Source organism: Siminovitchia sediminis (genome assembly GCF_042680885.1).
GTDB classification, from domain to species: domain Bacteria; phylum Bacillota; class Bacilli; order Bacillales; family Bacillaceae_C; genus Siminovitchia; species Siminovitchia sediminis.
The window spans coordinates 58,217-82,548 of sequence record NZ_JBHUEO010000017.1; the positions used below are offsets into that span (position 1 = coordinate 58,217).

At 42.2% G+C, this 24,332-nt stretch carries 23 protein-coding genes; 4 read left to right on the top strand and 19 right to left on the bottom strand.

Annotated features, from left to right (window positions below):
- Nucleotides 1-802: 802 nt before the first annotated feature.
- From ACFSCZ_RS07645 to ACFSCZ_RS07690, 10 genes are all read right to left on the bottom strand, one after another.
- A complete protein-coding gene (locus ACFSCZ_RS07645) occupies nucleotides 803-1,255 on the bottom strand; it encodes a staygreen family protein (protein ID WP_380773256.1) in 453 nt (150 codons plus the stop codon).
- 71 nt (nucleotides 1,256-1,326) lie between these two features.
- Complete coding sequence (gene argF / locus ACFSCZ_RS07650; RefSeq protein ID WP_380773257.1) at nucleotides 1,327-2,277, bottom strand: ornithine carbamoyltransferase; 951 nt, start codon at nucleotides 2,275-2,277, stop codon at nucleotides 1,327-1,329.
- A complete protein-coding gene (locus ACFSCZ_RS07655; RefSeq protein WP_380773258.1) occupies nucleotides 2,274-5,405 on the bottom strand; it encodes a carbamoyl phosphate synthase large subunit in 3,132 nt (1,043 codons plus the stop codon). The genes argF and ACFSCZ_RS07655 overlap by 4 nt, the downstream gene beginning before the upstream one ends.
- On the bottom strand, nucleotides 5,398-6,453 hold the full coding sequence (locus tag ACFSCZ_RS07660) for a carbamoyl phosphate synthase small subunit (RefSeq protein WP_380773259.1): 1,056 nt from the start codon (nucleotides 6,451-6,453) through the stop codon (nucleotides 5,398-5,400). Before ACFSCZ_RS07660 ends, ACFSCZ_RS07655 begins: the two co-directional genes overlap by 8 nt.
- A gap of 68 nt (nucleotides 6,454-6,521) precedes the next feature.
- Complete coding sequence (locus tag ACFSCZ_RS07665; protein WP_380773260.1) at nucleotides 6,522-7,649, bottom strand: acetylornithine transaminase; 1,128 nt, start codon at nucleotides 7,647-7,649, stop codon at nucleotides 6,522-6,524.
- Nucleotides 7,650-8,429, bottom strand: coding sequence for an acetylglutamate kinase (argB, locus tag ACFSCZ_RS07670; RefSeq protein ID WP_380773261.1), 780 nt, complete (start codon nucleotides 8,427-8,429; stop codon nucleotides 7,650-7,652).
- A gap of 21 nt (nucleotides 8,430-8,450) precedes the next feature.
- On the bottom strand, nucleotides 8,451-9,491 hold the full coding sequence (gene argC / locus ACFSCZ_RS07675; RefSeq protein WP_380773263.1) for an N-acetyl-gamma-glutamyl-phosphate reductase: 1,041 nt from the start codon (nucleotides 9,489-9,491) through the stop codon (nucleotides 8,451-8,453).
- Nucleotides 9,492-9,670: 179 nt separating this feature from the next.
- On the bottom strand, nucleotides 9,671-12,106 hold the full coding sequence (gene parC, locus ACFSCZ_RS07680) for a DNA topoisomerase IV subunit A (protein ID WP_380773265.1): 2,436 nt from the start codon (nucleotides 12,104-12,106) through the stop codon (nucleotides 9,671-9,673).
- Entirely contained in the window at nucleotides 12,103-14,085 is a 1,983-nt protein-coding gene (gene parE / locus ACFSCZ_RS07685) for a DNA topoisomerase IV subunit B (RefSeq protein WP_380773267.1), read from the bottom strand. Before parE ends, parC begins: the two co-directional genes overlap by 4 nt.
- A 313-nt stretch (nucleotides 14,086-14,398) precedes the next feature.
- Nucleotides 14,399-14,812, bottom strand: coding sequence for a CoA-binding protein (locus ACFSCZ_RS07690; protein ID WP_380773268.1), 414 nt, complete (start codon nucleotides 14,810-14,812; stop codon nucleotides 14,399-14,401).
- 164 nt (nucleotides 14,813-14,976) lie between these two features.
- Here ACFSCZ_RS07690 and plsY point away from each other — a divergent pair, with 164 nt between their 5' ends.
- The 3 genes from plsY to ACFSCZ_RS07705 all read left to right on the top strand — a co-directional run bounded on the left by plsY (nucleotide 14,977) and on the right by ACFSCZ_RS07705 (nucleotide 17,071).
- Complete coding sequence (plsY, locus tag ACFSCZ_RS07695) at nucleotides 14,977-15,558, top strand: glycerol-3-phosphate 1-O-acyltransferase PlsY (protein ID WP_380773269.1); 582 nt, start codon at nucleotides 14,977-14,979, stop codon at nucleotides 15,556-15,558.
- Nucleotides 15,559-15,591: 33 nt separating this feature from the next.
- The gene (locus tag ACFSCZ_RS07700) at nucleotides 15,592-16,713 is read left to right on the top strand and encodes a CapA family protein (protein WP_380773270.1); all 1,122 of its coding nucleotides are present in this window, start codon (nucleotides 15,592-15,594) and stop codon (nucleotides 16,711-16,713) included.
- Nucleotides 16,714-16,774: 61 nt separating this feature from the next.
- Nucleotides 16,775-17,071, top strand: a complete 297-nt coding sequence (locus tag ACFSCZ_RS07705; protein WP_380773271.1) for a HesB/YadR/YfhF family protein — start codon at nucleotides 16,775-16,777, stop codon at nucleotides 17,069-17,071.
- Nucleotides 17,072-17,086: 15 nt separating this feature from the next.
- Here the strand turns inward: ACFSCZ_RS07705 and ACFSCZ_RS07710 are convergent, their stop codons facing one another.
- The 6 genes from ACFSCZ_RS07710 to acnA all read right to left on the bottom strand — a co-directional run bounded on the left by ACFSCZ_RS07710 (nucleotide 17,087) and on the right by acnA (nucleotide 21,433).
- Nucleotides 17,087-17,410, bottom strand: coding sequence for a hypothetical protein (locus tag ACFSCZ_RS07710; protein WP_380773272.1), 324 nt, complete (start codon nucleotides 17,408-17,410; stop codon nucleotides 17,087-17,089).
- Nucleotide 17,411: 1 nt separating this feature from the next.
- Complete coding sequence (locus ACFSCZ_RS07715) at nucleotides 17,412-17,849, bottom strand: acyl-CoA thioesterase (protein ID WP_380773273.1); 438 nt, start codon at nucleotides 17,847-17,849, stop codon at nucleotides 17,412-17,414.
- 110 nt (nucleotides 17,850-17,959) lie between these two features.
- The gene (gene tlp / locus ACFSCZ_RS07720; protein ID WP_380773274.1) at nucleotides 17,960-18,193 is read right to left on the bottom strand and encodes a small acid-soluble spore protein Tlp; all 234 of its coding nucleotides are present in this window, start codon (nucleotides 18,191-18,193) and stop codon (nucleotides 17,960-17,962) included.
- A gap of 26 nt (nucleotides 18,194-18,219) precedes the next feature.
- On the bottom strand, nucleotides 18,220-18,363 hold the full coding sequence (locus ACFSCZ_RS07725; RefSeq protein WP_380773275.1) for an acid-soluble spore protein N: 144 nt from the start codon (nucleotides 18,361-18,363) through the stop codon (nucleotides 18,220-18,222).
- A 55-nt stretch (nucleotides 18,364-18,418) separates the two neighbouring features.
- Nucleotides 18,419-18,547: an FbpB family small basic protein gene (locus tag ACFSCZ_RS07730; protein ID WP_380773336.1), complete on the bottom strand. Its 129-nt coding sequence runs from the start codon at nucleotides 18,545-18,547 to the stop codon at nucleotides 18,419-18,421.
- 168 nt (nucleotides 18,548-18,715) lie between these two features.
- Nucleotides 18,716-21,433 (bottom strand): aconitate hydratase AcnA, encoded by a 2,718-nt coding sequence (gene acnA, locus ACFSCZ_RS07735; RefSeq protein ID WP_380773276.1) that lies wholly within the window; start codon nucleotides 21,431-21,433, stop codon nucleotides 18,716-18,718.
- 357 nt (nucleotides 21,434-21,790) lie between these two features.
- On the opposite strand from acnA, the gene ACFSCZ_RS07740 reads away from it, so the two are divergent.
- Nucleotides 21,791-22,045, top strand: coding sequence for a GlsB/YeaQ/YmgE family stress response membrane protein (locus ACFSCZ_RS07740; RefSeq protein ID WP_380773277.1), 255 nt, complete (start codon nucleotides 21,791-21,793; stop codon nucleotides 22,043-22,045).
- Between the two features lie 15 nt (nucleotides 22,046-22,060).
- On the opposite strand, the gene ACFSCZ_RS07745 is transcribed toward ACFSCZ_RS07740, so the two are convergent.
- The 3 genes from ACFSCZ_RS07745 to ACFSCZ_RS07755 form a co-directional block, all read right to left on the bottom strand.
- Nucleotides 22,061-22,714 carry a lytic transglycosylase domain-containing protein gene (locus ACFSCZ_RS07745; protein ID WP_380773278.1) on the bottom strand — a complete coding sequence of 218 codons (654 nt, stop codon included), beginning with the start codon at nucleotides 22,712-22,714 and terminating at the stop codon, nucleotides 22,061-22,063.
- Nucleotides 22,715-22,817: 103 nt separating this feature from the next.
- Nucleotides 22,818-23,249, bottom strand: a complete 432-nt coding sequence (locus tag ACFSCZ_RS07750; RefSeq protein ID WP_380773279.1) for a general stress protein — start codon at nucleotides 23,247-23,249, stop codon at nucleotides 22,818-22,820.
- A gap of 91 nt (nucleotides 23,250-23,340) precedes the next feature.
- Nucleotides 23,341-24,171, bottom strand: coding sequence for a 3D domain-containing protein (locus ACFSCZ_RS07755; protein ID WP_380773280.1), 831 nt, complete (start codon nucleotides 24,169-24,171; stop codon nucleotides 23,341-23,343).
- Nucleotides 24,172-24,332 lie beyond the last annotated feature (161 nt).

Sequence of the window (24,332 nt, forward strand, 5' to 3'; positions counted from 1 at the left end):
TCCATCTATTGATGCCTATTGTTGAATTTTCTAAAGTTTTTTTAAATAAAGAGGGTTTTTTGCGAATACTGTTATATATCAATTATAACTGTTGAATCCATCAAAGAGCTTGTACAGAAATGATAATTTAATAAACGTAATGCGAACAAATCGTGAACAATCACACAATCTTTAATCATTTGGCTATTGTTCATACGCGGTATGGGGTAAATCAATGGTTTAGATCTATCTTGCCGTCATGTTAGATTTGTCTGGACAGTCAGGGACTTGGAATAAATAATGAAAAGGGAGAGGAGGGTTACTTTTTTGATACTGTAAGTGAGACTCAGTCGGTATTCTATTTTTGTCCTATAATGAGTTCATTCAACCACTTTGGGAACAATGAATTTTGAATGGTTATACATGACTCCCGTCATAACAGGAATGGCTATATATGGATTATATCGAAAATAAATAAAGTACTATCATTATTTCTTTATGGATTGTTATACCACAATTGCGTACTTTTAAGCTTATTGAGATCGGCACTGATGCTGGAGACCAAGCCGGCATTTATGGATGAATGGCAAAATAAATTTCAGATTCAACCAAGATTAGATAGTAATCTTTTAAAGAGGCTGATGGGGAGCACAAAAAGTGTGAACAACTTTTAGAAGGGACTCGTGCTTATAAACAAATTGTTTTTCTAGTTTACATAATATAAATTATAGGAAGTTAGAGTAATAATATCTCAAAACAGAAGTATACTTGTAATAGTGAGATGAACAAAAAATCAGGCACAGGCTTGCCGACCTGTGCCTGATTATTGATGATTCAAATATTGTCTCGGTGTCCCGTAATATTGGATGGTTTTATGTCTTTTGTTTAAATTTATTTCAATATATATCGGTGCATCCAGGAGCCAAGGCACATGTAAATATAAACTCTTGTCAGCTTCTATCAATGTCGAAATGATATGAGGCAGTTCAGTCTGGATTTCCAGGTTGCTCTGCGGAACTTCTTCTGTATCGCTATCATGTATGTGTACTGTACCTGATAAAATATATTCACCCAGCCTAGGTCTCCATTCAGCAGTCAACATTTTCTTCGTATAGGCCTCTTCGGGACTCACCGTATATTTATAGCCGATCGTTAAGTGTGCATGTTGGTCCGAAGTTGACATAATAAATGTATACTTTCTTCCATCTACTGGTTTGTATGCAGTGGCTGGAGGCAAAATAGCGACCGAGCATGGATCGGACTGGAGTTTTTTCATGAGAGCATCTCCCCTTTCGGTTCTGCTCTCCTATAATATGATAACAGCCCACAAGTTGTGATGCCGATCCGTTACTCATCTGCCATTAAGGCAACCATCAAAGCCTTTTGGGCATGCAGTCGGTTCTCAGCTTCATCAAATACAAGTGACTGCGGTCCATCAATGACATCCGCACTGACTTCTTCTCCACGGTGTGCGGGCAGACAATGAAGGAAAACAGCATCCTCATGAGCTTCCTTCATTAATTCACTATTGACCTGAAAGTCAGCAAATGCTTTTAACCTTGTTTCTTGCTCTTCTTCCCAGCCCATACTTGTCCAGACATCAGTATAAACTGCATCGGCTTCTTTCACCGCCGTCTTTGGATCATTGGTAATTACGATTGCTGCTCCTGTTTCCTTTGCAAAACGTTTTGCCAATTCAACAATTTCCTGTTTTGGCTCATACCCTTTTGGCGTTGCAACAGAACAGCTGACGCCTAATTTTGCACATCCGATCATTAAAGAATGTGTCATATTGTTGCCGTCGCCCACATATGCCAGCTTTTTCCCTTCAAGATTTCCTTTTACTTCATACAAAGTCATTAAATCTGCGAGAACCTGGCAAGGATGATATTCATCAGTCAAACCATTAATCACAGGAACACTTGAATGGTTTGCAAGCTGAACAACTGAATCATGGCTGTATGCTCTGATCATAATCCCGTCCACAAAGCGGGAAAGAACTTTTGCTGTGTCTTCAACCGTTTCTCCTCGTCCCATTTGAAGGTCGTTCTTTCCTAAAAATAATGCATGGCCGCCCAATTGGTACATGCCAGTCTCAAAGGATACCCTGGTTCTGGTGGACAGTTTTTCAAATATCATGGCAAGTGTTTTTCCTTTTAAATAAGGATGCGGTTCACCTTTTTTTTGCATCTGTTTTAATTCTGTTGCCGTTTGAATAATATGCATAATCTCATCTTTTGTATAATCTGCAAGTGTCAACATATGTTTCCCTTTTAAGGAAATTGATGCAGCCGTCATGGTGTCACCACGTCCTTTCGTATACTGTTAAGCCAATCTTGGATTGATTTAGGTTTTTTAATTTCCCCTTTTATAGCTCTTATATAGGATTCAAACGTCTCCAGCTCAGTCATGACCTGTAACTGTGCAACAGAGGCTGTTTGCCGTTTTTGAACGGAGTCAGCTGTATCTTTCAAGCTTACTAATACAGAACCTTTGCCGTTTTTCACCCATTCATTGAAAGGTATTCCATTTCTTTCTGTGATCATTTTTATACCAGCCTTCAAAAGGAGCTTTTTAATAATTTTTTCATCCCTTTCCAATGCATCGACGTAGATTTCCGGAAGATCATATGTCATTTTTGCAGTTAATTGTTCATTCCAAATCATTGACTTGGCCAGGGCTTCGTCTAATGTATGGCCAATACCAATCAACTCGCCGGTAGATTTCATTTCAGGAGTCAGCTTCGGGTCTACACCATCCAGTTTTCCGGTTGAAAAAACAGGGTTTTTGACTGTGTAAAATGAAGGTGAAATTGGTGCCTGAACATTCGTTAAGGATGAGCCTGTCAGTATATTCACACACTCCTGAATCATATTCAACCCGGTAATTTTACTTACAATAGGTACTGTACGGGAAGCTCTCGGATTGACCTCTAACATATAAACAGCATCTCGATAAACAACAAATTGGATATTAAAAATACCTTTAAATTTTAATTTTTCGGCTACTCTTTCCGCATAGTCAAACACGGTTTTTTTTACACCTTCCGACACATGGATCGGCGGTGTAATGGTCATACTGTCACCGGAATGAACTCCCGCTTTTTCAATATGCTCAAAATAAGCCGGAATAAGAATTTCTTTTCCATCTGCCAACACATCAACTTCCAATTCCATCCCTTTATAATAGGCATCAATCAGTACCGGATACTCAATATTGGGCAAGTGTGTATCCAGCTCTTCCTGGTTATGGACAATAATCATTCCCTGTCCTCCAATCACGTAGGATGGACGAAGTAATACAGGGAAGCCGATTTGAGCCGTTTTGGTTATGACTTCTTGTTCGTCATAGGCAGTTCCCCCTGGTATATGCGGAATATCCAGCTCCTTTAAAAGAGTATAAAATCTCTCTCTATCTTCTACAATATCAATTTGATCCTGGTTAATGGACAAAAGCGGAATCCCGTTTTCTTCCAAGCCTTGAGCTAAATTGATGGCTGTTTGCCCGCCCAGCTGTACAATTACTCCATCCGGTTTTTCGAATTCCAATATGTTGACTACATCTTCTATATGGAGAGGTTCAAAGTACAGGCGGTCTGCAATTTGGAAGTCGGTACTGACTGTTCCCGGGTTGTTATTTATCAGAATGGTTTCATAGCCTGACTTTTTAAGCGATAGTGCGGCTTGCACTGTACAATAATCAAATTCAATTCCCTGACCAATTCGAACGGGTCCCGAACCAATGATCGCAATCTTTTTCTTAGATGTGTCAGAAAGTATATGGTCGCCTTCCCCTTTCCAGGTAGAATAGAAATAAGGAGCTGCAGCTGTAAACTCTCCGGCACATGAGTCAACCATCTGGAATACCGGCATGATTTCGTATTCTTTTCTTTTTTCTTTCAGTTGTTTCAAAGAAACATTCCAGATCGAAGCTAGCCAAGTATCGGAAAATCCGTTTTCTTTTAATAATTTTAGAAATCCGGGATTTATCGTTTCCATTGTTTCATTCTTAGCTTTGTTCTCTAATTTGACGAGGTCAGATAGAACATGAAGGAAATATGGATGGATTTTTGTTTGATCATGAATCGTCTCCACAGGCTCTCCTCTTCTTAAAAGCTCAATAATTGAAAAGAAACGCACATCATCTGCATGTATGACAGAGCTCCATAACTCCTCATGACTCCGGTCCGCAATACCTTTTAATTCCAAACCGTTTGTTTTTAATTCAAGGGATCTTACAGCTTTTTGAAGGGCCGATGGGAGCAGGCGGTCAATGGCCATGATTTCACCTGTTGCCTTCATGGTTGTTCCAAGTTGTCTTTGGGCATCCGGGAATTTATCAAAAGCCCACCGCGGCATCTTGACTACGGTATAGTCAACAACAGGTTCTGAACTGGCATATGTTGTACCTGTTACCGGATTTATAATTTCATGCAGATGATACCCCAGGCCAAGCTTTGCAGCAATTCTTGCAATGGGATAGCCCGTTGCTTTAGATGCCAAAGCTGAGGATCTGCTAAGCCTTGGATTTACTTCAATTAAATAATACTGCTCAGAGGCAGGATCTTGTGCAAATTGAATATTACATCCTCCAACAATTTTCAATGCACGGATAATTTTTACAGCTGATTGATATAAAGCATTAAATTGGCGGTCAGACAGTGTCTGTTGAGGGGCAAACACAATTGAATCACCTGTATGGACTCCAACAGGATCAAAGTTTTCCATACTGCAGATGGCAATACATGTATCATTTTCATCTCTGATCATTTCAAACTCGATTTCTTTCAATCCCGCTATGCTTTTTTCTATCAGGCATTGGGTAATAGGGCTGGATTCCAGGCCTTTTTTCACAACTCTCAGCAGCTCCTCTTCGTTGTGTACAATGCCTCCTCCCCCGCCGCCCAGCGTATAGGCGGGACGTATAATAATGGGATAGCCCTGGCTGCCGGCAAAAGATACTGCTTCTTCGACTGTGTGGATAATTTCACTTTCCGGAACAGGCTCCTTCAATTCATGCATCAACGATCGAAAGGCCTCCCGGTCTTCCCCCTGGATGATAGATTCTGGAGTGGTCCCCAACACCTGTATGTTGTACTTATCCAATATGCCTTTTTTATAGAGATCAACCGTTAAATTTAAGCCTGTTTGGCCTCCTAATGTTCCTAAAATACCATCAGGATTTTCCTTTTTAATAATTTCTGTAATGCTTTGGACAGTTAATGGTTCAAAATAAACTGTATCGGCAAATTGTTCATCTGTCATTATGGTCGCCGGGTTGTTATTGACCAGTATGACCTCGCAGCCTTCTTCCTGCAGAGCAAGGCAGCCTTGAGTTCCTGCATAATCAAATTCAGCTGCCTGGCCGATGACAATAGGCCCGGAGCCAATGACAAGAACTTTCTTGATGTCTTTCCGCTTAGGCATACAAACGAGCTCCTTTGCTTTCAAATACTGTTTGGAAGAATTGGTTAAAGATCCGTTCGTTTAAAGGATTGAATACATGCTCAGAATGAAATTGGTAAGTAGTCAATGGATATTCATCATGTACGAGTCCTTCAACTGTCCGGTCATGCACATTTTTATATGACACTTTAAAGCCTGTATCCTTTAAGCTTTTCTCCTCTACGACATATTCATGATTTTGGCTGGTCATGAACACTTTATTCGAATCTGTTTCCAGAACAGCTTCCTTAAAGTTTCGATGTCCGGCAGCCATTTTATGGACTGATGCACCAAACGACAGAGCAAGTATTTGGTGACCCAATCCCAAGCCGATGGCAGGAAAGGCCATAGCCAGCTGCCTATAATATTTGAATGATTTTTTCCAATCCATCGGGTTCCCCGGGCCTCCGGAAAAAATAATCCCATCGGGCTTTAAAGAAAGGACGTTTTGAATATCCGTGCTTCCGGGCACAACGGTTACTTTGCACCCGGAGGCAGCTGCAGCTTCAATTAGCGATTTTTTACAGCCAAAATTAAGGATGACGATATGCTTTTTACCTTTTTCAATCACGTATTCAATTTCGTAAGACGGTACTTTCTGTTTTTGTATTTCTATGGAGTGGTGCGCTGCCTGCCCGGGTGTTAAGCCGGCAGCCATTTCCCCTTCTCTCTTCATCCGTTTCATCAAAGCTCTCGTATCTGCCGATGTAAGCACAGGAACGTCCTGACTGATGAATACATCCAATAAGTTTTGACTGCTTCTGTTCAATGGCATCTCTGTGTCCTGCTGGCACACCAGGCCGCTGATTTGGACAGAATTGCTTTCAAACAGTGCAGGATCTAACCGGCTGTTCAAGATACCGGGAAACGTTGAAATTACAATCTTCCCTTGATTGGAAGGATCTGTTATGAATTCTGTAAAACGTGCCATTCCTGTAAAGTATATAAGTTCTCCAGTACACTCTCTTGCTTTTCCGTACCACTGTCCCGTGAATACATCACCATTAGCGAGTTTTAAAAATCCTTTCATTTATTCCTCGCCCCATTTTCGTATTTTTATTTTTGTTTATGCATTTTTATTCATACAGTGCAAAAAAATTATAAGTTCTTTTGTAAAATGCTCACTGCCTCATCCATTTCCTCAAAAGTTACAGTTAATGGAGGAAGCATCCGAATCACATTAGGCCCCGCATTTAAAACAAGCAGCCCTTTCTCCCTCAGTGTTGCCAACTTTTCGGTTACGTCTTCGGAAAATTCAATGCCGAGCATCAAGCCCTTATGGCGTATATCCTTCACTCCTTTAAAGGTACAGGAGTTTAGTTTATCCGCTAAATAGTTCCCTTTTTCGATAACCTCCAAGAGGAATTTCTCGTTAAAAATAAGCTTTAGGACGGCGTTTGCTGCTGTCATGGCCAATGGACCGCCTCCAAACGTCGTTCCATGGGTGCCAGGTGTAAAGGCTGACGTTAATTTTTCTTTACCGATCATCGCGCCCACCGGAATTCCATTGCCCAGCCCTTTTGCCGAGGTAATAATATCCGGTGAAAGATTATAATGCTGGTAAGCAAACGGTTTTCCCGTTCTGCCGATTCCTGTTTGCACTTCGTCAATGATCAACAAGATGTTGTTTTGTTCACAGATGTCTTCAATTTGTTTGAGATACTCCTCTTGAGCGGGGAGTACTCCTCCCTCTCCCTGGACAACTTCCAGCATAATGGCAGCTGTTTGGTCATTAACCTCATTTTTCAATGCTTCAATATCATTAAAGGGTATATGAACGAACGATTCCAGCATGGGTCCAAATCCATATTTGACCTTTTCTTGTCCTGTCGCAGCAATTGTTCCCATTGTACGACCGTGAAATGATTGATGGAAAGTAATGATCTTTGACCTTCCTGTATATTTCCTGGCCAGCTTAATAGCTGCTTCATTGGCTTCTGCCCCGCTGTTTGCAAAGAAAACAGCATCACCGGAAGAATGCTCAGTCAATTGTTTAGCAACTTTTTCTTGCAGCGAACTTTGAAAGAGATTGGAAGTATGCCAAAGTTTTGTTAACTGTTCCTGGACGGGCTTGACAATCGCTGGATGGCAATGCCCCAAATTGCAGACCCCGATTCCGGAAGTAAAATCCAGATATTCTTTTCCGTGAATGTCCTTGACCTTTGTACCTTCACCAGATTCGAGTTCTATATCCCATCTGGCATATGTGTTAAATATATGTGACATTTAATACACTGCCTCCAATTGTTTATATATGGTTGTTCCAACGAGCTTTTCACCATCAAGCAGACTCGTTTTTCCGCTGACGATCATTACGTCAGACATTCCCCCATCCAGGCTGTCAATGGCAGCCATGACTTTTGGAACCATTCCCCCGGTAATAATCCCGTCATCGATAAATTTCTGTATTTCTTTGACTGATGCATGTTCAATAAGCTCTTGATCTTTTAAAACTCCCGGAACATCTGTAACAAACAGAAGTTTTCGAGCATTCAAAGCAACGGCAATATTTCCTGCTGCAGTATCCGCATTTATATTATAGCTTGAGTGTCCGTCTGTTCCTGCTGCCAATGGAGAAATGACAGGAATGATTCCCATAGAAATAATATTAAGCAAAAAATCTTTGTTGACTTCGGTAATTTCGCCAACATAGCCTAAATGTTCGAAGTTTTTTGCTTTAGCTTTTAACAGACTTCCGTCGAAGCCCGTCAATCCTAGAGCTTGCAGGCCGTGAGCTGTTAAATTTCTTACGAGTGTATTTGTCATGGATCCGGATAGTACCATTTCAACCACATCCATCACTTCAGCCGTTGTTTTCCGTAAACCGTTATGAAACTCGCTTTCAATCTCCAAATTTTGCAGCATTTGATTAATTGCCGGTCCCCCGCCGTGGACGATCACAGGCTGGAGCCCGTTATCTTTTAAAGTCTTCATACTTTTATAAAATTCGTCAGTGAGAGAATCAATCATACTTCCTCCGCACTTAATAACGATAATATCCTTCATGATTTGTCATCCTCCATATAGTTATGGATAAACCGGAGTAAATTGAAGGCCAGCAGTTTCATCGAAACCAAATAAAATATTTGCATTTTGTATGGCTTGGCCTGCTGCACCTTTCATTAAGTTGTCGATAACTGATACGACAGTAACTCTCCCTGTCCGTGTATCCAATCCAATCCCCATATCACAATAATTGGAACCGTAAACTTCTTTAGTAGCCGGAAATACGCCATCCGGGCGAATACGAATAAACGGCTCGTCTTTGTAAAAGTTGCTGTACAGTTCCAAGAGCTCTTCCTGAGTGACATCCGCCGATAACTTTCCATAAATGGTGGCCATAATACCTCTGGTCATCGGAACAAGATGTGTATTAAATGTAATGGGTGATTCATAGTTCCAATTTGCGAGCATCTGCTCAATTTCAGGAATATGCTGGTGGGCATTCACCTTGTAGATTTTAAAGTTTTCGTTTAATTCGTTGAAAATGGTTCCGAACGTTGCTGTTTGACCTGCTCCGGATACCCCGGACTTTGCATCAACCAGAATGGAGTTTTCTTCCACAAGCCCCCTTTTTACTAACGGCGCCAGTCCAAGTAGCGTTGCGGTAGGATAGCAACCCGGATTTGAAATAAACTTTGTTTCTTTTGTTTTGATTTGTTCGCGATTTAATTCGGGCATGGCGTATACTGCTTGATCAATCCATTCCTTTGGAGCGGGTGACTTTTTATACCATGTTTCATAATCATTTGTATTCTTTAATCTGAAATCCCCGGATAAATCGATGACCGTGCATCCTTCCTGTAAAAGCAAAGGAGCTATTTCCGCTGATATTCCGGAAGGTGTCGCCAAAAATACGACGCCCGTTTTCCTTGCTATCTCTTTGGGTTCAATATCTTCCAATGTCATAGGGACAATGTCAGATAAGTGGGGATAATGCTCCACTATGCTTTTTCCCTGCTGGGAAGAAGAGTATACAGCTTCTATTTCAAAATGAGGGTGAGATTGCAAGATCCTGAGCAGCTCTGCTCCTCCATAACCCGTTGCACCTATCACTCCTGCTTTCACTTACAACCACTCCTATTCATAAATTTCCGTTACCGTTTCAATAAAATAAAAGATGGTATTAATTATACTATGTATAAAAATTTATTCAATAGTATATTTATAACTTATTAGAAAAAAGGGAATATGTGCAGTCCGATAAAGAAAGAAAACAGCCCTTTTTTAAAAAGGACTGTTTTCAACTAAGAAGTGATGCGATCTGCCGGATCGATCCACATGTTTGTGATTTCTCCATGCTCTTTTTCATTAATGACAAAAGATCCGTTGGAATAGCGATCGAAATATCTTAGTTCGGAAGGAAGAACCTTTTCTATGACACCGTGTTCTGTTTGTAAATAGACAGGTTGATGATGACTGATCACCTTCATGCCTGCCACTCTATGCGGCTGTTTTTTTAGTTCTTTCAACATCACGGCTCCGCGTTTGGCCCGTTTGCTCTTTTCAAATTCGGCAAGCTTCATTTTTTTCATGGCCCCACGATTAGTAACAATCAATATGGATGGATGTTCTTCTTCAAAGAAAATGTCGCTCCCGGCAACATAATCTCCTTCATGCAAATGAATGCCTATAACCCCCCTGGCCCGCACACCAATCGGTTTTACTTCGGACTCATCGAAATAAACTCCATAGCCCTGACGGGTAGCCAAGAATATTTGGCTGGTGCCATCGGTCATGTGAACATCAATCACTGTATCCTCGTCTTTTAGATTGATCGCGGCGAGTGGACGTGAATAGCGCTGAACTTGATAAAGCTGTAAAGAGCTCTTCTTTACAATCCCGTTTTTTGTGATAAAAAGAAGATAATTCTCTTTCTTAAAATCTTTTACAGACAGTGCTTTAATGATTTCTTCATCCTGCTCGATTGGAACAATGCCGGAAATATGCTGCCCAAGGTCTTTCCACCGGATATCAGATAGTTCATGAACCGGTAAATAAATGAAGTTTCCTCTGTTTGTAAACAGGAGGAGCGTGTCGGTCATATTCAATTCTTCCTGCAGCAGCAGCCTGTCCAGTTCTTTCATCGCCAAATCCTGCCCATTGGAAGCAGAGAATGAGCGGATACTTGTTCTTTTGACATAACCGTCTTTTGTGACGGTCACCATCACATCTTCATTGGGTATCATTACTTCAAGGTTAATTTTAATTTCTTCAATTTCTTCTTCAATAAGAGTCCGTCTCTCATCCGCATATTTCTTCTTGACCGACTTTAACTCTTTTTTAATGATACTTAACAGCTTTTTTTCACTCTCCAATACAGCATTTAACTGGTTTACTAGTTGCTGTAACTCTTCTGCTTCCTTCTGAAGCGCAGTGATGTCTGTATTGGTTAAACGATATAACTGCAAAGAGACGATTGCTTCTGCCTGTTTTTCTGAGAACTGAAAGCTCTCGATCAGGTTGTCTTTTGCATTTCGCTTATCTTTCGATGCCCTGATCGTTGCAATGACTTTATCCAGAATCGAAAGGGCTTTTATTAACCCTTCCACAACATGCTGGCGCTCAAGTGCCTTTTCAAGCTCGTAGCGTGAACGGTTGGTAACCACTTCTTTTTGATGTTGAATATATGAATCCAGCAAATCTAAGATACCCATGAGTTTTGGTCTTTGATCCTGGATGGCCACCATATTAAAATTATACGTAACTTGCAATTCGCTGTTTTTAAATAAATAGTTCAAGACACCGTCCGCATCGATGTCCCGTTTTAATTCAATAACGATGCGAAGCCCCGTCCGGTCTGTTTCATCCCTGACTTCGGCAATGCCTTCAAGCTTTCTGTCCAATCTGAATTCATCAATCTTTTTCACCAGATTGGCTTTATTCACTTCATAGGGGATTTCAGTAATGACAATTTGCTGTTTTCCGCCCCTGACAGGTTCAATATCCGTTTTCCCTCTGACGACAATTCTCCCTTTTCCTGATTCGTATGCTTTCTTGATTCCGTCAATCCCTTGAATGATCCCCCCTGTCGGAAAATCAGGACCTTTAATAACAGTCATTATATCTTCAACCATGCAGGAAGGCTTTTCAATCCTCATGATGACCGCATCAATCACTTCGCCTAAATGGTGCGGGGGTATGTCAGTTGCATAACCTGCTGAGATACCGGTCGATCCGTTGACAAGCAGGTTGGGGAATCGTGCAGGCAGGACAGTCGGCTCCGAAGAGGTATCGTCAAAGTTTGAGATAAATTCAACAGTTCTTTTGTCAATATCCCTGAGTAATTCTGATGATAACTCAGACAGGCGGGCTTCCGTATACCTCATGGCGGCTGGAGGATCACCGTCCACACTCCCGTTGTTTCCGTGCATTTCAACAAGTATGTTTCGCACTTTCCAATCCTGGCTCAATCTGACCATCGCTTCATAAACGGAGGTGTCTCCGTGCGGATGGTAGTTCCCGATGACGTTTCCAACAGTCTTTGCAGATTTTCTGAAACCTTTATCGGCAGTATTCCCCTCTACGTGCATAGCATATAGAATTCTTCTTTGAACAGGTTTTAAGCCATCGCGGGCATCGGGCAATGCCCGGTCTTGGATAATATACTTACTGTAGCGCCCAAATCGGTCGCCGAGTACTTCTTCAAGGGGTAAATCTTGAAATCTTTCTATTGCTGTCATGAGATTACAGTTCCCCCTTCTTCCAGCGTAATATTTGCATTATCTAAAATATTCATGTCATCCTGCAGACCGAATTGGACATTTTTCTCAATCCATTTCCTCCGCGGTTCTACTTTATCCCCCATCAGTGTACTGACCCGCTTCTCAGCACTTGCTGCATCATCAATCAGTACACGGATAAGCGTTCTCGTTTCCGGGTTCATAGTCGTCTCCCAGAGCTGGTCGGGGTTCATCTCGCCGAGGCCTTTATACCGTTGGAGTATATAGCCTTTTCCAACTTTCTTGGTGACTTCGTCCAATTCATCATCCGTCCAGGCATATTCTATGACTTCTTTCTTTCCGGATCCCTTGCTTACTTTATACAATGGAGGCAAAGCAATGAATACTTTCCCGGCTTCCACCAGTGGTTTCATATAACGGTAGAAAAACGTCAAAAGCAGAACTTGGATATGGGCTCCGTCCGTATCTGCATCGGTCATAATAATAATTTTGTCATAGTTGATATCTTCAAGATTAAAGTCGGGCCCAACTCCGGCGCCAATTGTATGGATGATTGTATTAATTTCCTCATTTTTAAAAATATCTTCCAGTTTGGCCTTTTCTGTGTTAATTACTTTCCCTCTCAGTGGCAGCACTGCCTGGAAACGGCGGTCACGCCCTTGCTTAGCAGACCCTCCAGCGGAATCACCTTCCACAAGGTACAGCTCGTTCTTGTTCGGGTTTTTTGATTGCGCAGGGGTCAGCTTGCCGGATAACAAGGCTTCTCCGCGCTTCCGGCGCTTTCCGCTTCTCGCATCCTCTCTCGCTTTCCTGGCAGCTTCTCTCGCCTGTGCAGCTTTAATCGCCTTTTTAATAAGAAGAGAACTGACAGTTGTATTTTCAGCGAGAAAGTACGATACATGTTCTGAAATAATGGATTCAACTGCTGATCTGGCCTCTGCGGTTCCCAGTTTGCCTTTCGTCTGCCCCTCAAATTGGAGCATATGTTCAGGTACCCGGACGGACACAATAGCTGCCAGTCCTTCCCGGATGTCTGAGCCCTCCAAATTTTTATCCTTTTCTTTCAGCATTCCGGTTTTCCGTGCATATTCATTGAAAACTCTCGTAATTGCCGTCTTTGCTCCTACCTCATGAGTCCCGCCGTCTTTCGTCCGGACGTTGTTTACAAAGGAAAGGATGTTTTCTGAAAACCCGTCATTGAACTGAAAGGCAAACTCCACTTCAATGTCACTTGCTTTCCCTTCTATAAATACAACCGGATGAAGAACATCCTTCTCTCCATTCAGGTATTCCACAAAGGCTTCAATCCCGTTTTCATAGTAAAACACTTCCTGGTAGCCGTTCCGCTCGTCTATAAGCTCGATGGTCAGTCCCTTTAACAAAAAGGCGGACTCCCTTAATCTGCTGCTTAATACTTCGTAATTAAACGCAGTAACGCTAAAAATGGTTGGATCCGGCTTAAAATGGATGGTGGTACCTGTCAGCCTGGTTTTCCCGATCCGTTCAAGCGTTGTCTCAGGTATCCCTCCATTGTGAAATCTTTGCTCATAGATATAGCCGTCTCTTTTGATCGTAACAACAAGCCATTCCGACAGGGCATTTACAACTGATGCACCAACTCCATGAAGGCCGCCGCTCGTTTTATAGCCGCCCTGCCCAAATTTACCGCCTGCATGAAGAACGGTGAGAATCACTTCTGTTGTAGGCCTTCCGGACTGATGCATGCCTGTCGGCATCCCTCTGCCCCTGTCTTCTACGCTGACACTTTGATCTTTATGAATGGTAACGGTAATTTTATCACCATGTCCTGACAAAGCTTCATCTACTGAATTATCTACAATCTCATATACTAAATGATGAAGCCCTCTGGCATCCGTAGACCCTATGTACATCCCGGGGCGTTTACGCACCGCCTCCAGCCCCTCCAGAATCTGGATCGAGTCATCATTGTAGTCTGTCATTATCGTATTTTCAGCCATACTACTTCCCCTTTCATAGGGCTTTTAACGCCGTCAAAAACATCTGTTCGTATTTATCATAACACATTAATAAAAGCATGTCTTATTGTATATCTCTCCGATCCCTTTTGGCAAATGAGCAAAAAGAAAATATAGGGCAGCCCCAGGCAAAACTGAAGTTCCCCGACAGCTTCCAACTCTAATCATTGCTAAAAAGAGAATTCAATAGCTTCCAGAACAGAAAAGAAACGTATATTCACAGCGTTCGCAGCTTCATTCATTATATACAAACGTAACTGATAATAAAAAACAAGCGCAGGCGTGCGCTTGTTCCTTATTTCGTCAGAGCATGTTCTACTTTGATGCATCGATTCATGATCACCGTATAACCTTTATCTTTCAAAAATTGATACGCTTCCTCATTCTCAACGCCAAGCTGTGCCCAAAACACATCCGCATCCATGTCATCGAACTCTTTCGCCAACTCCGGAAGAAATTCAGATCGTCTAAATATGTTGACAATATCCACATGTCCTTCAATATCCTTTAGCGAAGGAACCGCTTTTATCCCAAACACCTCATCGACCATAGGGTTCACAGGTATGATGTCATATCCGGCTTCCTTCATTGCTTCCGAGACCATATAAGAAGTCCGTTCGGGTTTATCACTGAGACCCACTACAGCTATACGTTTTGCTTTCTTTAAAATATTTCCGATTTCTTCTCTGGATGGATTTTCAATGGCCATAATCATCCTCCTAATTTGCATGATTTGACTCTATCGTATGTTACGTACTCCTTTCATGCAAGTGCGATCTCTTAAGACAGCAAGAATTTTTGCTCATTTTCCAAAATCTCATGGTACAATAAAAAGCGATAGTTGTCATATTTCACCAAAAAGGGGCAGGATTTATGCTTTATGTCATCATGTTTATTTTAGCTTATGTGATCGGCTCCATTCCTTCTGGTCTCATCATCGGGAAGCTTTTTTATGGAATAGATATTAGAGACCACGGAAGCGGAAATCTGGGGGCCACTAATACCTTCCGCATACTCGGAAAGAAAGCAGGGATTGCAGTAACGATTGCAGATATATTAAAAGGGACCATAACGGTTTTTTTCCCCGCGTGGTTTGGCCTTCCCGTTCACCCGCTGCTGGTAGGAATGTTTGCGGTTATCGGACATACATTTCCCGTCTTTGCGAAATTCCGGGGCGGAAAAGCAGTTGCCACTTCTGCCGGAGTTCTGCTTGGTTATAACTTCATGCTTTTTGTAGTTTTGGTGGCCGCTTTTTTGCTTACTCTCAAAGTATCTAAGTACGTATCACTTTCTTCTATGACTGCTGGTATTTTTGGACTGATCTACAGCCTGATCCTTCAGGATTGGCCGCTTGTCATCGTGGTGGCAGCCCTTGAAGTCTTTGTCATCTACCGCCATAGAGAGAATCTGAAGAGGATTCGCAATAAGACAGAACCGAAGGTCAAATGGATTTAAATAAAAAACTTCATAAAAAGGAAAGAAAATGAATTGAAAAAAACACTCGTTACAGTGAGCATTCTAGTGATCGCACTTTTCCTGATGTGGTCAGCCAACAGCAGGACCTCCCCCAAAAAAGATGTGGCATCTTTTTCATTCCATGCGGAGAGGGACCATTCGATCCAAACAAAAGACTATGCAACAGAGGCAGTTATAGGGGGAATAGGCGATATTCTCATTCATGATACTGTATATGAGGATGCCAAAACCGAACAAGGTTATGACTTTACTTCTATGTTTTCTCCTGTAAAACCTACATTGCAAAAACCTGATTTGCTGATTGCCAATCAGGAATCTGTACCCGGGGGCGAGTCCCTTGGAATTTCTACATATCCCACATTTAACAGTCCGTATCAAATTGTTGACGCGCTGATGGATAGTGGGGTCGATATGGTAACAGCAGCAAACAATCATTCTCTTGACAAAGGACAAGAGGGTATATTGAAAGCCATATCCTATTATGAGTCGAAAAACTTGCCCTACACTGGGATGTACAAAAGTCCAGAGGACAAAGCAGACATGCGCATCGTGGATGTCAACGGAATTAAGTTTGCTATTCTTGCATATGCAGAGCACTTCAATGGCATTCCTGTACCAGCAGAAAAAGAGTATTTAGTCAGTCCGCTTGAAAAAGATGCCATATTGGCCGATATAGCCAAGGCGGAATCCAAGGCGGATGTCGTTGTCCTTGCTGTCCATTGGGGAGATGAATATGTCCGGGAGCCTAACAACAATCAAAAAAAGCTGGCACAGGAATTCATTTATAACGGTGCTGATATTATACTTGGGCATCATCCTCACGTTCTGCAGCCAATGGAAATGATAAAACAAAAAGATGGCGGCGAAGGATTGGTCGTTTATTCCCTCGGAAACTTTCTATCCGGTCAAATATGGGATTTTAAGGATATTGGCGGAATGGTCGAAATATTGGTGGAAAAAAGAGTGACAGGCAGCCAAGTCCATGTTTCTCTAAAGGACATAGAATTTCATCCAACTTTTACAGCCAGCAAGGGGTTTAGAAATTACCAAATTTACCCTTTGGATGAAGCAAACGCAAAGGGATTTACGAACGAAAGTAAAGCCAGTATCCGTCAATTTATGCAAATCCCTTGATATTTGTTCACCTCTTCTTTATTGTGAGGATGAACCTGTCAGGGACAAAGAGGTGAATCCTATGGAGATCAAAGTCACAGATCGTGCATTGGAATGGTTTCAGGATGAGATGTTTTTAGAAAAGGGAGAATCGGTCAGGTTTTATGCCAGGTACGGAGGTTCAAGCCCTCTTCAGGAAGGTTTCTCCCTCGGGATGAATAAAGAAGAGCCGATGGATCCGGGAGTCGTCCAAAATAAGGATGGCTATACATTCTTTATTGAAGAACATGATCTTTGGTATTTCAAGGAACATGATCTGATTGTGGATTATGATGAAAAAATGGATGAAATTGCATATCGCTATGAACAAGGAGAGTAAAGCCGGGGAAGAAATTTAATCCTTCCCCGGCTCTTTTTTATGCATTAAACGAGTTAATTGAGCAAGCTTTCCCTCTTTTTCTAAAATGTATAGCTGTTTTTCTCCCAACAAGTCAAAATGGGAATATCCATCCTTACGCAAATGAATCCACTCTTTTTTCAGGCCATACCCGGCACCCCAGTCAGCCAGTTTATCCAGATCTTTACACCCCACTTTTGTTACGGTATTCAGATTTGGAAAACGGTCGTCTACCCAAAAATGTGTGATAAAAGCGATGCTTCCTTGATCAATGGAGGCTTTCCATCTTTGCAATTCCTTCCTTGAAATCCCGAAAGCCATGTCAGCTCTCCTGAAGCTCTTGCTTTTTCATTGCTTTTTCATAAGCCTTGTGCCACTCGGGAAACATTTTCTTCAGGCGAACCGGCTTGAAGGTCTCTTTCTTCACGCACACGTGGGTAGTCGAGCCCGTAACCGATACTTCTCCTTTTTGATTATGAATTTCGTAGCCGTACACTACTTTAAACCCGTCATATGATTCAATCCAAGTATGTATGATGGCTTCTTCCCCGTAAGTAAGCGGCTTTTGATAAGAAACCCGAACATCCAATACGGGTGCAAGAATCCCGCTATTCTCCATTTGTGCGTAGGAAAATCCCAAATCTTTGATCAGCTGTGTTCGTCCCAGCTCCATCCAAATAATATAATTCGAATGATGGACAATGCCCATTTGATCGGTTTCAGCGTATCGCACTTCAACTGATGTTTTAGAAACTTTCATGAAACCACCCCGACAAAAGTTATGTACCCTCTCTATTTTAACACTGTCCGAGAACATGAAGTAAGAAAAATGTTTTGCGCATGCAAAAAGCCGGCTGCAGCCGGCTTGAATTAATGATACTTATTTTGTCGGGCAGCTGCTTCATCCTTGATCTCTTCGCGCATGCCTTCAATAGATTCTCTTCTCCGCTCATTTTTCTGCTCAATTTCCGCCTTCTGTTTTTCATTGGAAAACTCCATGGTTTCTTCTGCTCTTTCCATATTTTCTATCGTATTATGGACCATTTCCTGGAGCTTTTCCACGTTATCACTGCGGTCATCCGGTTTCGGCCTGTTATCTGCCATGTCAAAGACCCCCCTTAAAATTGTTGTTATTCTCCTTTTGTTTGGATCACATGAGGCTTACGCCCAGTCTTGTCTGCCATTTTCTTACCTTTGTTCGCATCTGCAGCAACCGGTTTTTCCCCCAGATGATCCGGTTGGAAGTTTTCTTGGCTTCTTTTAGGATTTCCCATCACACTCTCCCCCTTCAATAACATTGTTTCCTGAGGAGGGAAAAATATGAGCTGATTATCCGATTTTCCCTTTTTTCAGATGTTTTTCTTCCAAACGGTTTTCAATGATTTCTAATGCCGAAAGATCTTTCAAGAGTTCCGCTTTATTTTCTTCGACTAAATTCACAAATGTTTTTCTTCTCATTCTTCTCAAAATGATCACTCCTTTGTATAGTCATGTCCTTTTCCGGTGATAATTAAACCAATTTTCTAACTTCTCCATTTGAAACTGGCTAAAAAGCTGGTCCATTGACACTTTCGGAACACGAAGGAATAAGAAAAAACCCCGCCATTTCGACGAGGTTCATACGATCTATTCGGCAAGCTTGGAACGAAGGACCATTGGCAGAATACCGCCGTTTCGATAGTAGTCAATTTCCACGACAGAATCAAAACGTACGACTGCCTCAAATTCTTTTTTCGTGCCGTCTTCTGATATGGCTGTGACTTTTACAAGATCACGGGGCTTAACCTTTTCATCAATCTGTACATGAATGACTTCTTTGCCTGTTAAGCCAAGAACTTCTGCGTTCTCACCCTTTTTAAATTGCAATGGAAGTACACCCATCATCGCAAGATTAGATCGGTGGATACGCTCGTAGCTTTCAGCAATAACTGTTTTGATTCCAAGAAGGGAGGTCCCTTTTGCTGCCCAGTCACGGGATGATCCCATTCCGTAATCTTTGCCCGCAATAACAACCAGACCAGTTCCGTCTTCTTTATATTTCATGCATGTATCGTACATGGAGCCCACTTCTCCTGTAGGCCAATAAGTGGAGTAGCCGCCTTCAGTACCGGGGGCAATCTGATTCCTGATTCGAATATTGGCAAATGTGCCGCGCATCATGACTTCATGATTTCCTCTACGTGAACCGTAGGAGTTAAAGTCACGCGGCTGAACACCATGCTCAAGCAGATATTTTCCTGCAGGAGTATCTTTTCCGATAGCACCAGCCGGAGAAATATGGTCTGTTGTCACAGAATCACCAAATTTGCCGACGACACGCATATCTTTTAACGGCTTTATGGTAGCAAGCTCTTTGGATAAGTTCTCAAAGAACGGCGGATTTTGAATGTACGTTGAGTCATCATTCCAGTTGTAAAGCGGTTCATTGCTTGTTTTTATTTCGTTCCAACGCTTATTGTCGCTGAATACGTGCTCATATTCCTTACGGAACAACTCAGGTGTCACTGTCTTTTTAACCGCTTCGGCAACTTCTTCTTTGCTGGGCCAAATATCCTTCATGAAGACGTCATTGCCGTCTTTATCTTTACCGATCGGCTCTGTTGACAAATCAATATCCACAGTTCCCGCAAGCGCATAAGCAACAACAAGCGGCGGCGAAGCAAGATAGTTTCCTTTTACAAGCGGGTGAATGCGTCCTTCAAAGTTACGGTTTCCGGAAAGAACAGACGTAACAAGAAGGTCGTTTTCAATAATGGCTTTTTCAATTTCATCCTTTAATGGACCGGAATTTCCGATGCAAGTCGTACAGCCGTATCCTACAAGGTCGAACCCAAGTTTGGACATATACGGCATCAAGCCTGCGTCACGCAAATAACCTGTTACGACTTTTGAACCCGGCGCCAAAGATGTTTTAACATATTTCGGCACATGAAGCCCTTTTTCGACGGCTTTTTTAGCAAGAAGTCCGGCCCCTAACATGACATATGGGTTAGATGTATTTGTACAGCTTGTAATTGCCGCAATCGCGATAGCACCTGTCTTCATCACTTCTTCAGAGCCGTCCGAAAATTGCACCTTTGCTTCTTTTGTAATTTCTGCAGGATCCAAGCCAAAGCTTTGGTTGCTGACCGGTGCACTCAAAGCTTCTTTGAATGTGCTCTTCATCTGAGAAAGTGGAATAAGATCCTGCGGACGTTTTGGACCCGAAAGATTGGCTTCAATCTCAGAAAGATTGATTTCGACAATATCTTTGTAGACAGGCTCCTCTTTATCGACTGTGAAGAACATATCATTTTCACGCAGGTATTTTTCTACAAGCTTCACTTGTTCCTCAGGACGGCCTGTCAGGCGAAGATAATTTAATGTCTCATCATCTACAGGGAAAAATCCGCATGTAGCACCGTATTCCGGAGCCATATTAGCTACTGTAGCGCGATCGGCAAGAGGTAATGTGGCAACGCCGTCTCCAAAGAATTCAACAAACTTGCCTACTACCCCGTGTGTGCGCAATACATTCGTTACTTTTAATGCCAAGTCTGTTGCCGTAGCACCGTTCGGCAATTCACCTGTCAGTTTCACGCCTACGACTTCAGGAATCGGGAAGTAAGAAGGCTGGCCAAGCATTCCTGCTTCTGCTTCAATACCGCCGACACCCCATCCAAGGACACCGATACCATTAATCATCGTCGTGTGGGAATCCGTACCAACTAAAGTATCAGGAAATGCTTCATAATCTCCATCCGGAGTTTCAATGGAGTGAACCACATTTGCAAGATATTCCAGGTTTACCTGGTGAACAATTCCAGTTGCCGGAGGCACTGCACGATAGTTATTAAAAGCTTTTTGAGCCCAGCTTAGGAACTCATAGCGCTCGGCATTTCTCTCAAACTCATAATCCATATTTACTTGCAAAGCTTGAGGGGATCCATACGTATCAACCTGTACGGAGTGGTCAATGACCAAATCAACAGGTATTTCAGGGTTTATTTTCTCCGCGTCTCCCCCAAGATCTGCCATTGCTTTTCTGAGGGCTGCCAAATCAACCACTGCCGGAACCCCCGTAAAGTCTTGCAATATCACGCGTGAAGGCTTGAATGGGACTTCCCCATCCTGAACTTCTCCGGTAGCCCATTTCGCTAAGTTTTCAACATGCTCTTTTGTAATCACACGGCCATCGTATTGTCTCAAGACAGATTCCAATAGCACTTTAATGGAATATGGCAAACGTGAGATAGATGCCACACCTGCTTCTTCCAATGCCGCCAAACGATAATAATGGTATCGTTTGCCGTCAAGTTCAAAAGAAGAGCGGGCTTTAAAAATGTCGTTTTTTGTTTCTGCCATTTCAATTACCCCTTTTGATCATAGTTTCTCTCTCCGACCAACATCTGCCAACCCCTGTACAGAATTGGCTCTGTTCACATATTTATCATATTACATTACTGGACATAAGTAAATAATAAGAAAGTTATTGAATACGATAACTAATTCTTATCAACAGACTTGCTATCAATCTAAAAAACATCAAAGCCTAGAGATTTTTTGCAATCTGCCTGCCTTCCCTTCAAAACAATCAGAGAACATCATGTCCGATGGGATGATCAAAAAATGTTTATCCTTTCCTTCTGCAGGAAATAATATAACCAAGGCAATATACCAGAAGCCAAAACTATTAATTTTACTAGAAGGAGATGATGGGTGATGAGTTTTATCTTATACCTGATTATTGGTGGAATCATAGGTTGGTTAGCAGGATTAATTTTGGGAAAAGATGTACCCGGAGGAATTATAGGTAATATTATAGCTGGTATAGTCGGTGCATGGATTGGCGGAGCGTTATTTGGAGATTGGGGGCCGACGGTGGCAGGCATGGCCATTGTTCCTGCGCTCATTGGTTCGATTATCCTTGTATTGGTCCTCAGCCTTATCATGGGCGCTGTTTCGAAAAGCAGATAATTGTTGGTTATTGCCTTATGGACGGGAGCTGACAGCTCCCGTTTTATGTTCGATTTTTTGAAATTTCTGAGCAAAATAAAGTACTTCTTCTACATACTGTTCACTGTGATTATAGGCAAAAACAGCTTTTTCTATATTTCCGTCAGCAGCTCCATTTTTGGCCAAGTAATGGGCTGCTGTAAAAATAGAATCTTCAATATCCCAAGGATCCGCTATACCATCACCATTGGCATCTACGCCATACCCGCCGTACTTTTCAATAATATCCGGATCTGTTTTTTCATGCTCAGGAATATTTCCGGCCCCCAGCCCTTCACATGTTGGATGTGACCATCCCACAAAAGTACATGGCATAAACTGCATATGACCCTCTGCCCCTACCGGAGAAATCATCGGCTCCATTGTTGAAAAAATGGTTTCAACCCGGTGATGTGCAGCCAGTAAATACCATGGAACACCGTATTCACGTTCAGCTGCTTTATATATAGGAATAAATTCTGCGGGAACTTCACTGCGGAGAAAATCCTCTTCTTCATTTTGATTGGCGTCCAAATATGAAATAAGGAGCAAAAAGAATACAAAAGGAATGAGGAGCATAAGCAAAACCCTGCGTTTTCTCAGATCTTGGCGCTTTTTTCCCACAGGTATGGATTTGCTTATATTTTTCATGTTCTACTCTCCTTCACATGGCACGCACAGCAGATAAACGTTAAGACAGGGGTGCGTCTTTATATTCCATTATCGGAAAGTTACTGTTTCTTTGCAAGATCATTTAATCAGAAACACCCTGTTCATAAAATAAAATGATTTTTCCGTTATTTAATTCATCCGCATACCTTTCAGCCTCCTCCTCGTCTAATCCGGATGTTATCAGCAGGTCTTTTACATTTTCATGGGATTTTCCTTCAATCCAAGATGCCAAAGGACCAGCGGCAATGATAGGTCCCAGTCCCGGAACAGTCAGCCCCGGCACAGCAAAACCTCCGCTGATTCCTGTCAGAAAACCACTGATGATTCCATAAGCCTCTTCGCTTGCAACAGGTGTTTGATGCACATGAGTTTCTCTTTCGATCATATCAGCTTTAGACCGATCCACGGATAATATTGAAAAGTTTTCTTCACTAAACCCTTCCAAGAGAAAAGTCTTAATTACGTTGATGACTTCTTCTTCAGATGCATATACGCCTATCAATCCCCTATTCATCATGATTCCTCCTTTCCAATATCGTACCCCCATTTCATTTGAAATAAAACAAAAGACCTCACCGGAAAAGGTCAGGTCTCTCATCAGAAGTTTATTCATTTAACACAGTGATTTTAACTTTCTTGACACCAAATTGAAGGGCATCGGATTTAGATGGAACAAAAACATCAATTTTGTTTCCTTTGATCGCTCCTCCAGTGTCACCGGCAATAGCTGTTCCATATCCTTCGACGTGCACCTTGGAGCCAAGAGGAATCACAGACGGATCCACTGCAATGACTTTTTGGCCAGGATTGGAACGAAGATCGATACCTGTCGCTGTCACGCCTGAGCAGCCGTTGCAATATGCTGTATAGGCAGTTGCAGTTACCGTCATTTCTTTTCCTTCAGCTTTTGTATCGGCAGTTGTAGCTTGTGCCGCTGGAGCTGCCGGTTGCTCAGGCTTTGGTTGAGCTGTTTCTTTTTGCACCGGCGCTGGTACAGAAGCAGGTGCTGGCGCAGCAGCCTGGGCCGGAACGGCATTTGTGGAATCGGGTGTCCCGTTAACAGCCAGCTCCTGGCCCGGATGAATAAGATCCGAAGAAAGCTGATTCCAAGCCTTTAATTGATTCACTTGAATTCCATAAGCTTGGGAGATTTTCCATAACGAATCCCCCGCCTTAACAGTATAAACTTCTTTATTATTGTCTACATTTCCTGCAGTTGGTTCAGAAATATGTAGCTGCTGTTTTGGAAAAATGATATTGCCGGAAAGGTTATTTAACGATTGCAATTCCTCAACCGTCGTACCGTGTTTTTGAGAGATACTCCAGAGCGAATCTCCTTGCTGTACCTCATAGGTTGCAGCAGATGCTGATACCCCTCCTGCCATAGCCCCTGCCATGACGGCTCCTGTAAAAAATGCAAAGATCTTCTTTCTCATTTTTGTTCCTCCCTTTTTTGTTAGTCGGAAATCGCTAACGATGCCTACTCTAACAGAGGAACATATCAAACCAATAACAGAACTGTTTATGTTCTATTACATTTCTATGTCATGCTGTTACATTCGTCACCATCCGATAGACTTAGATAAATGACTCCAAT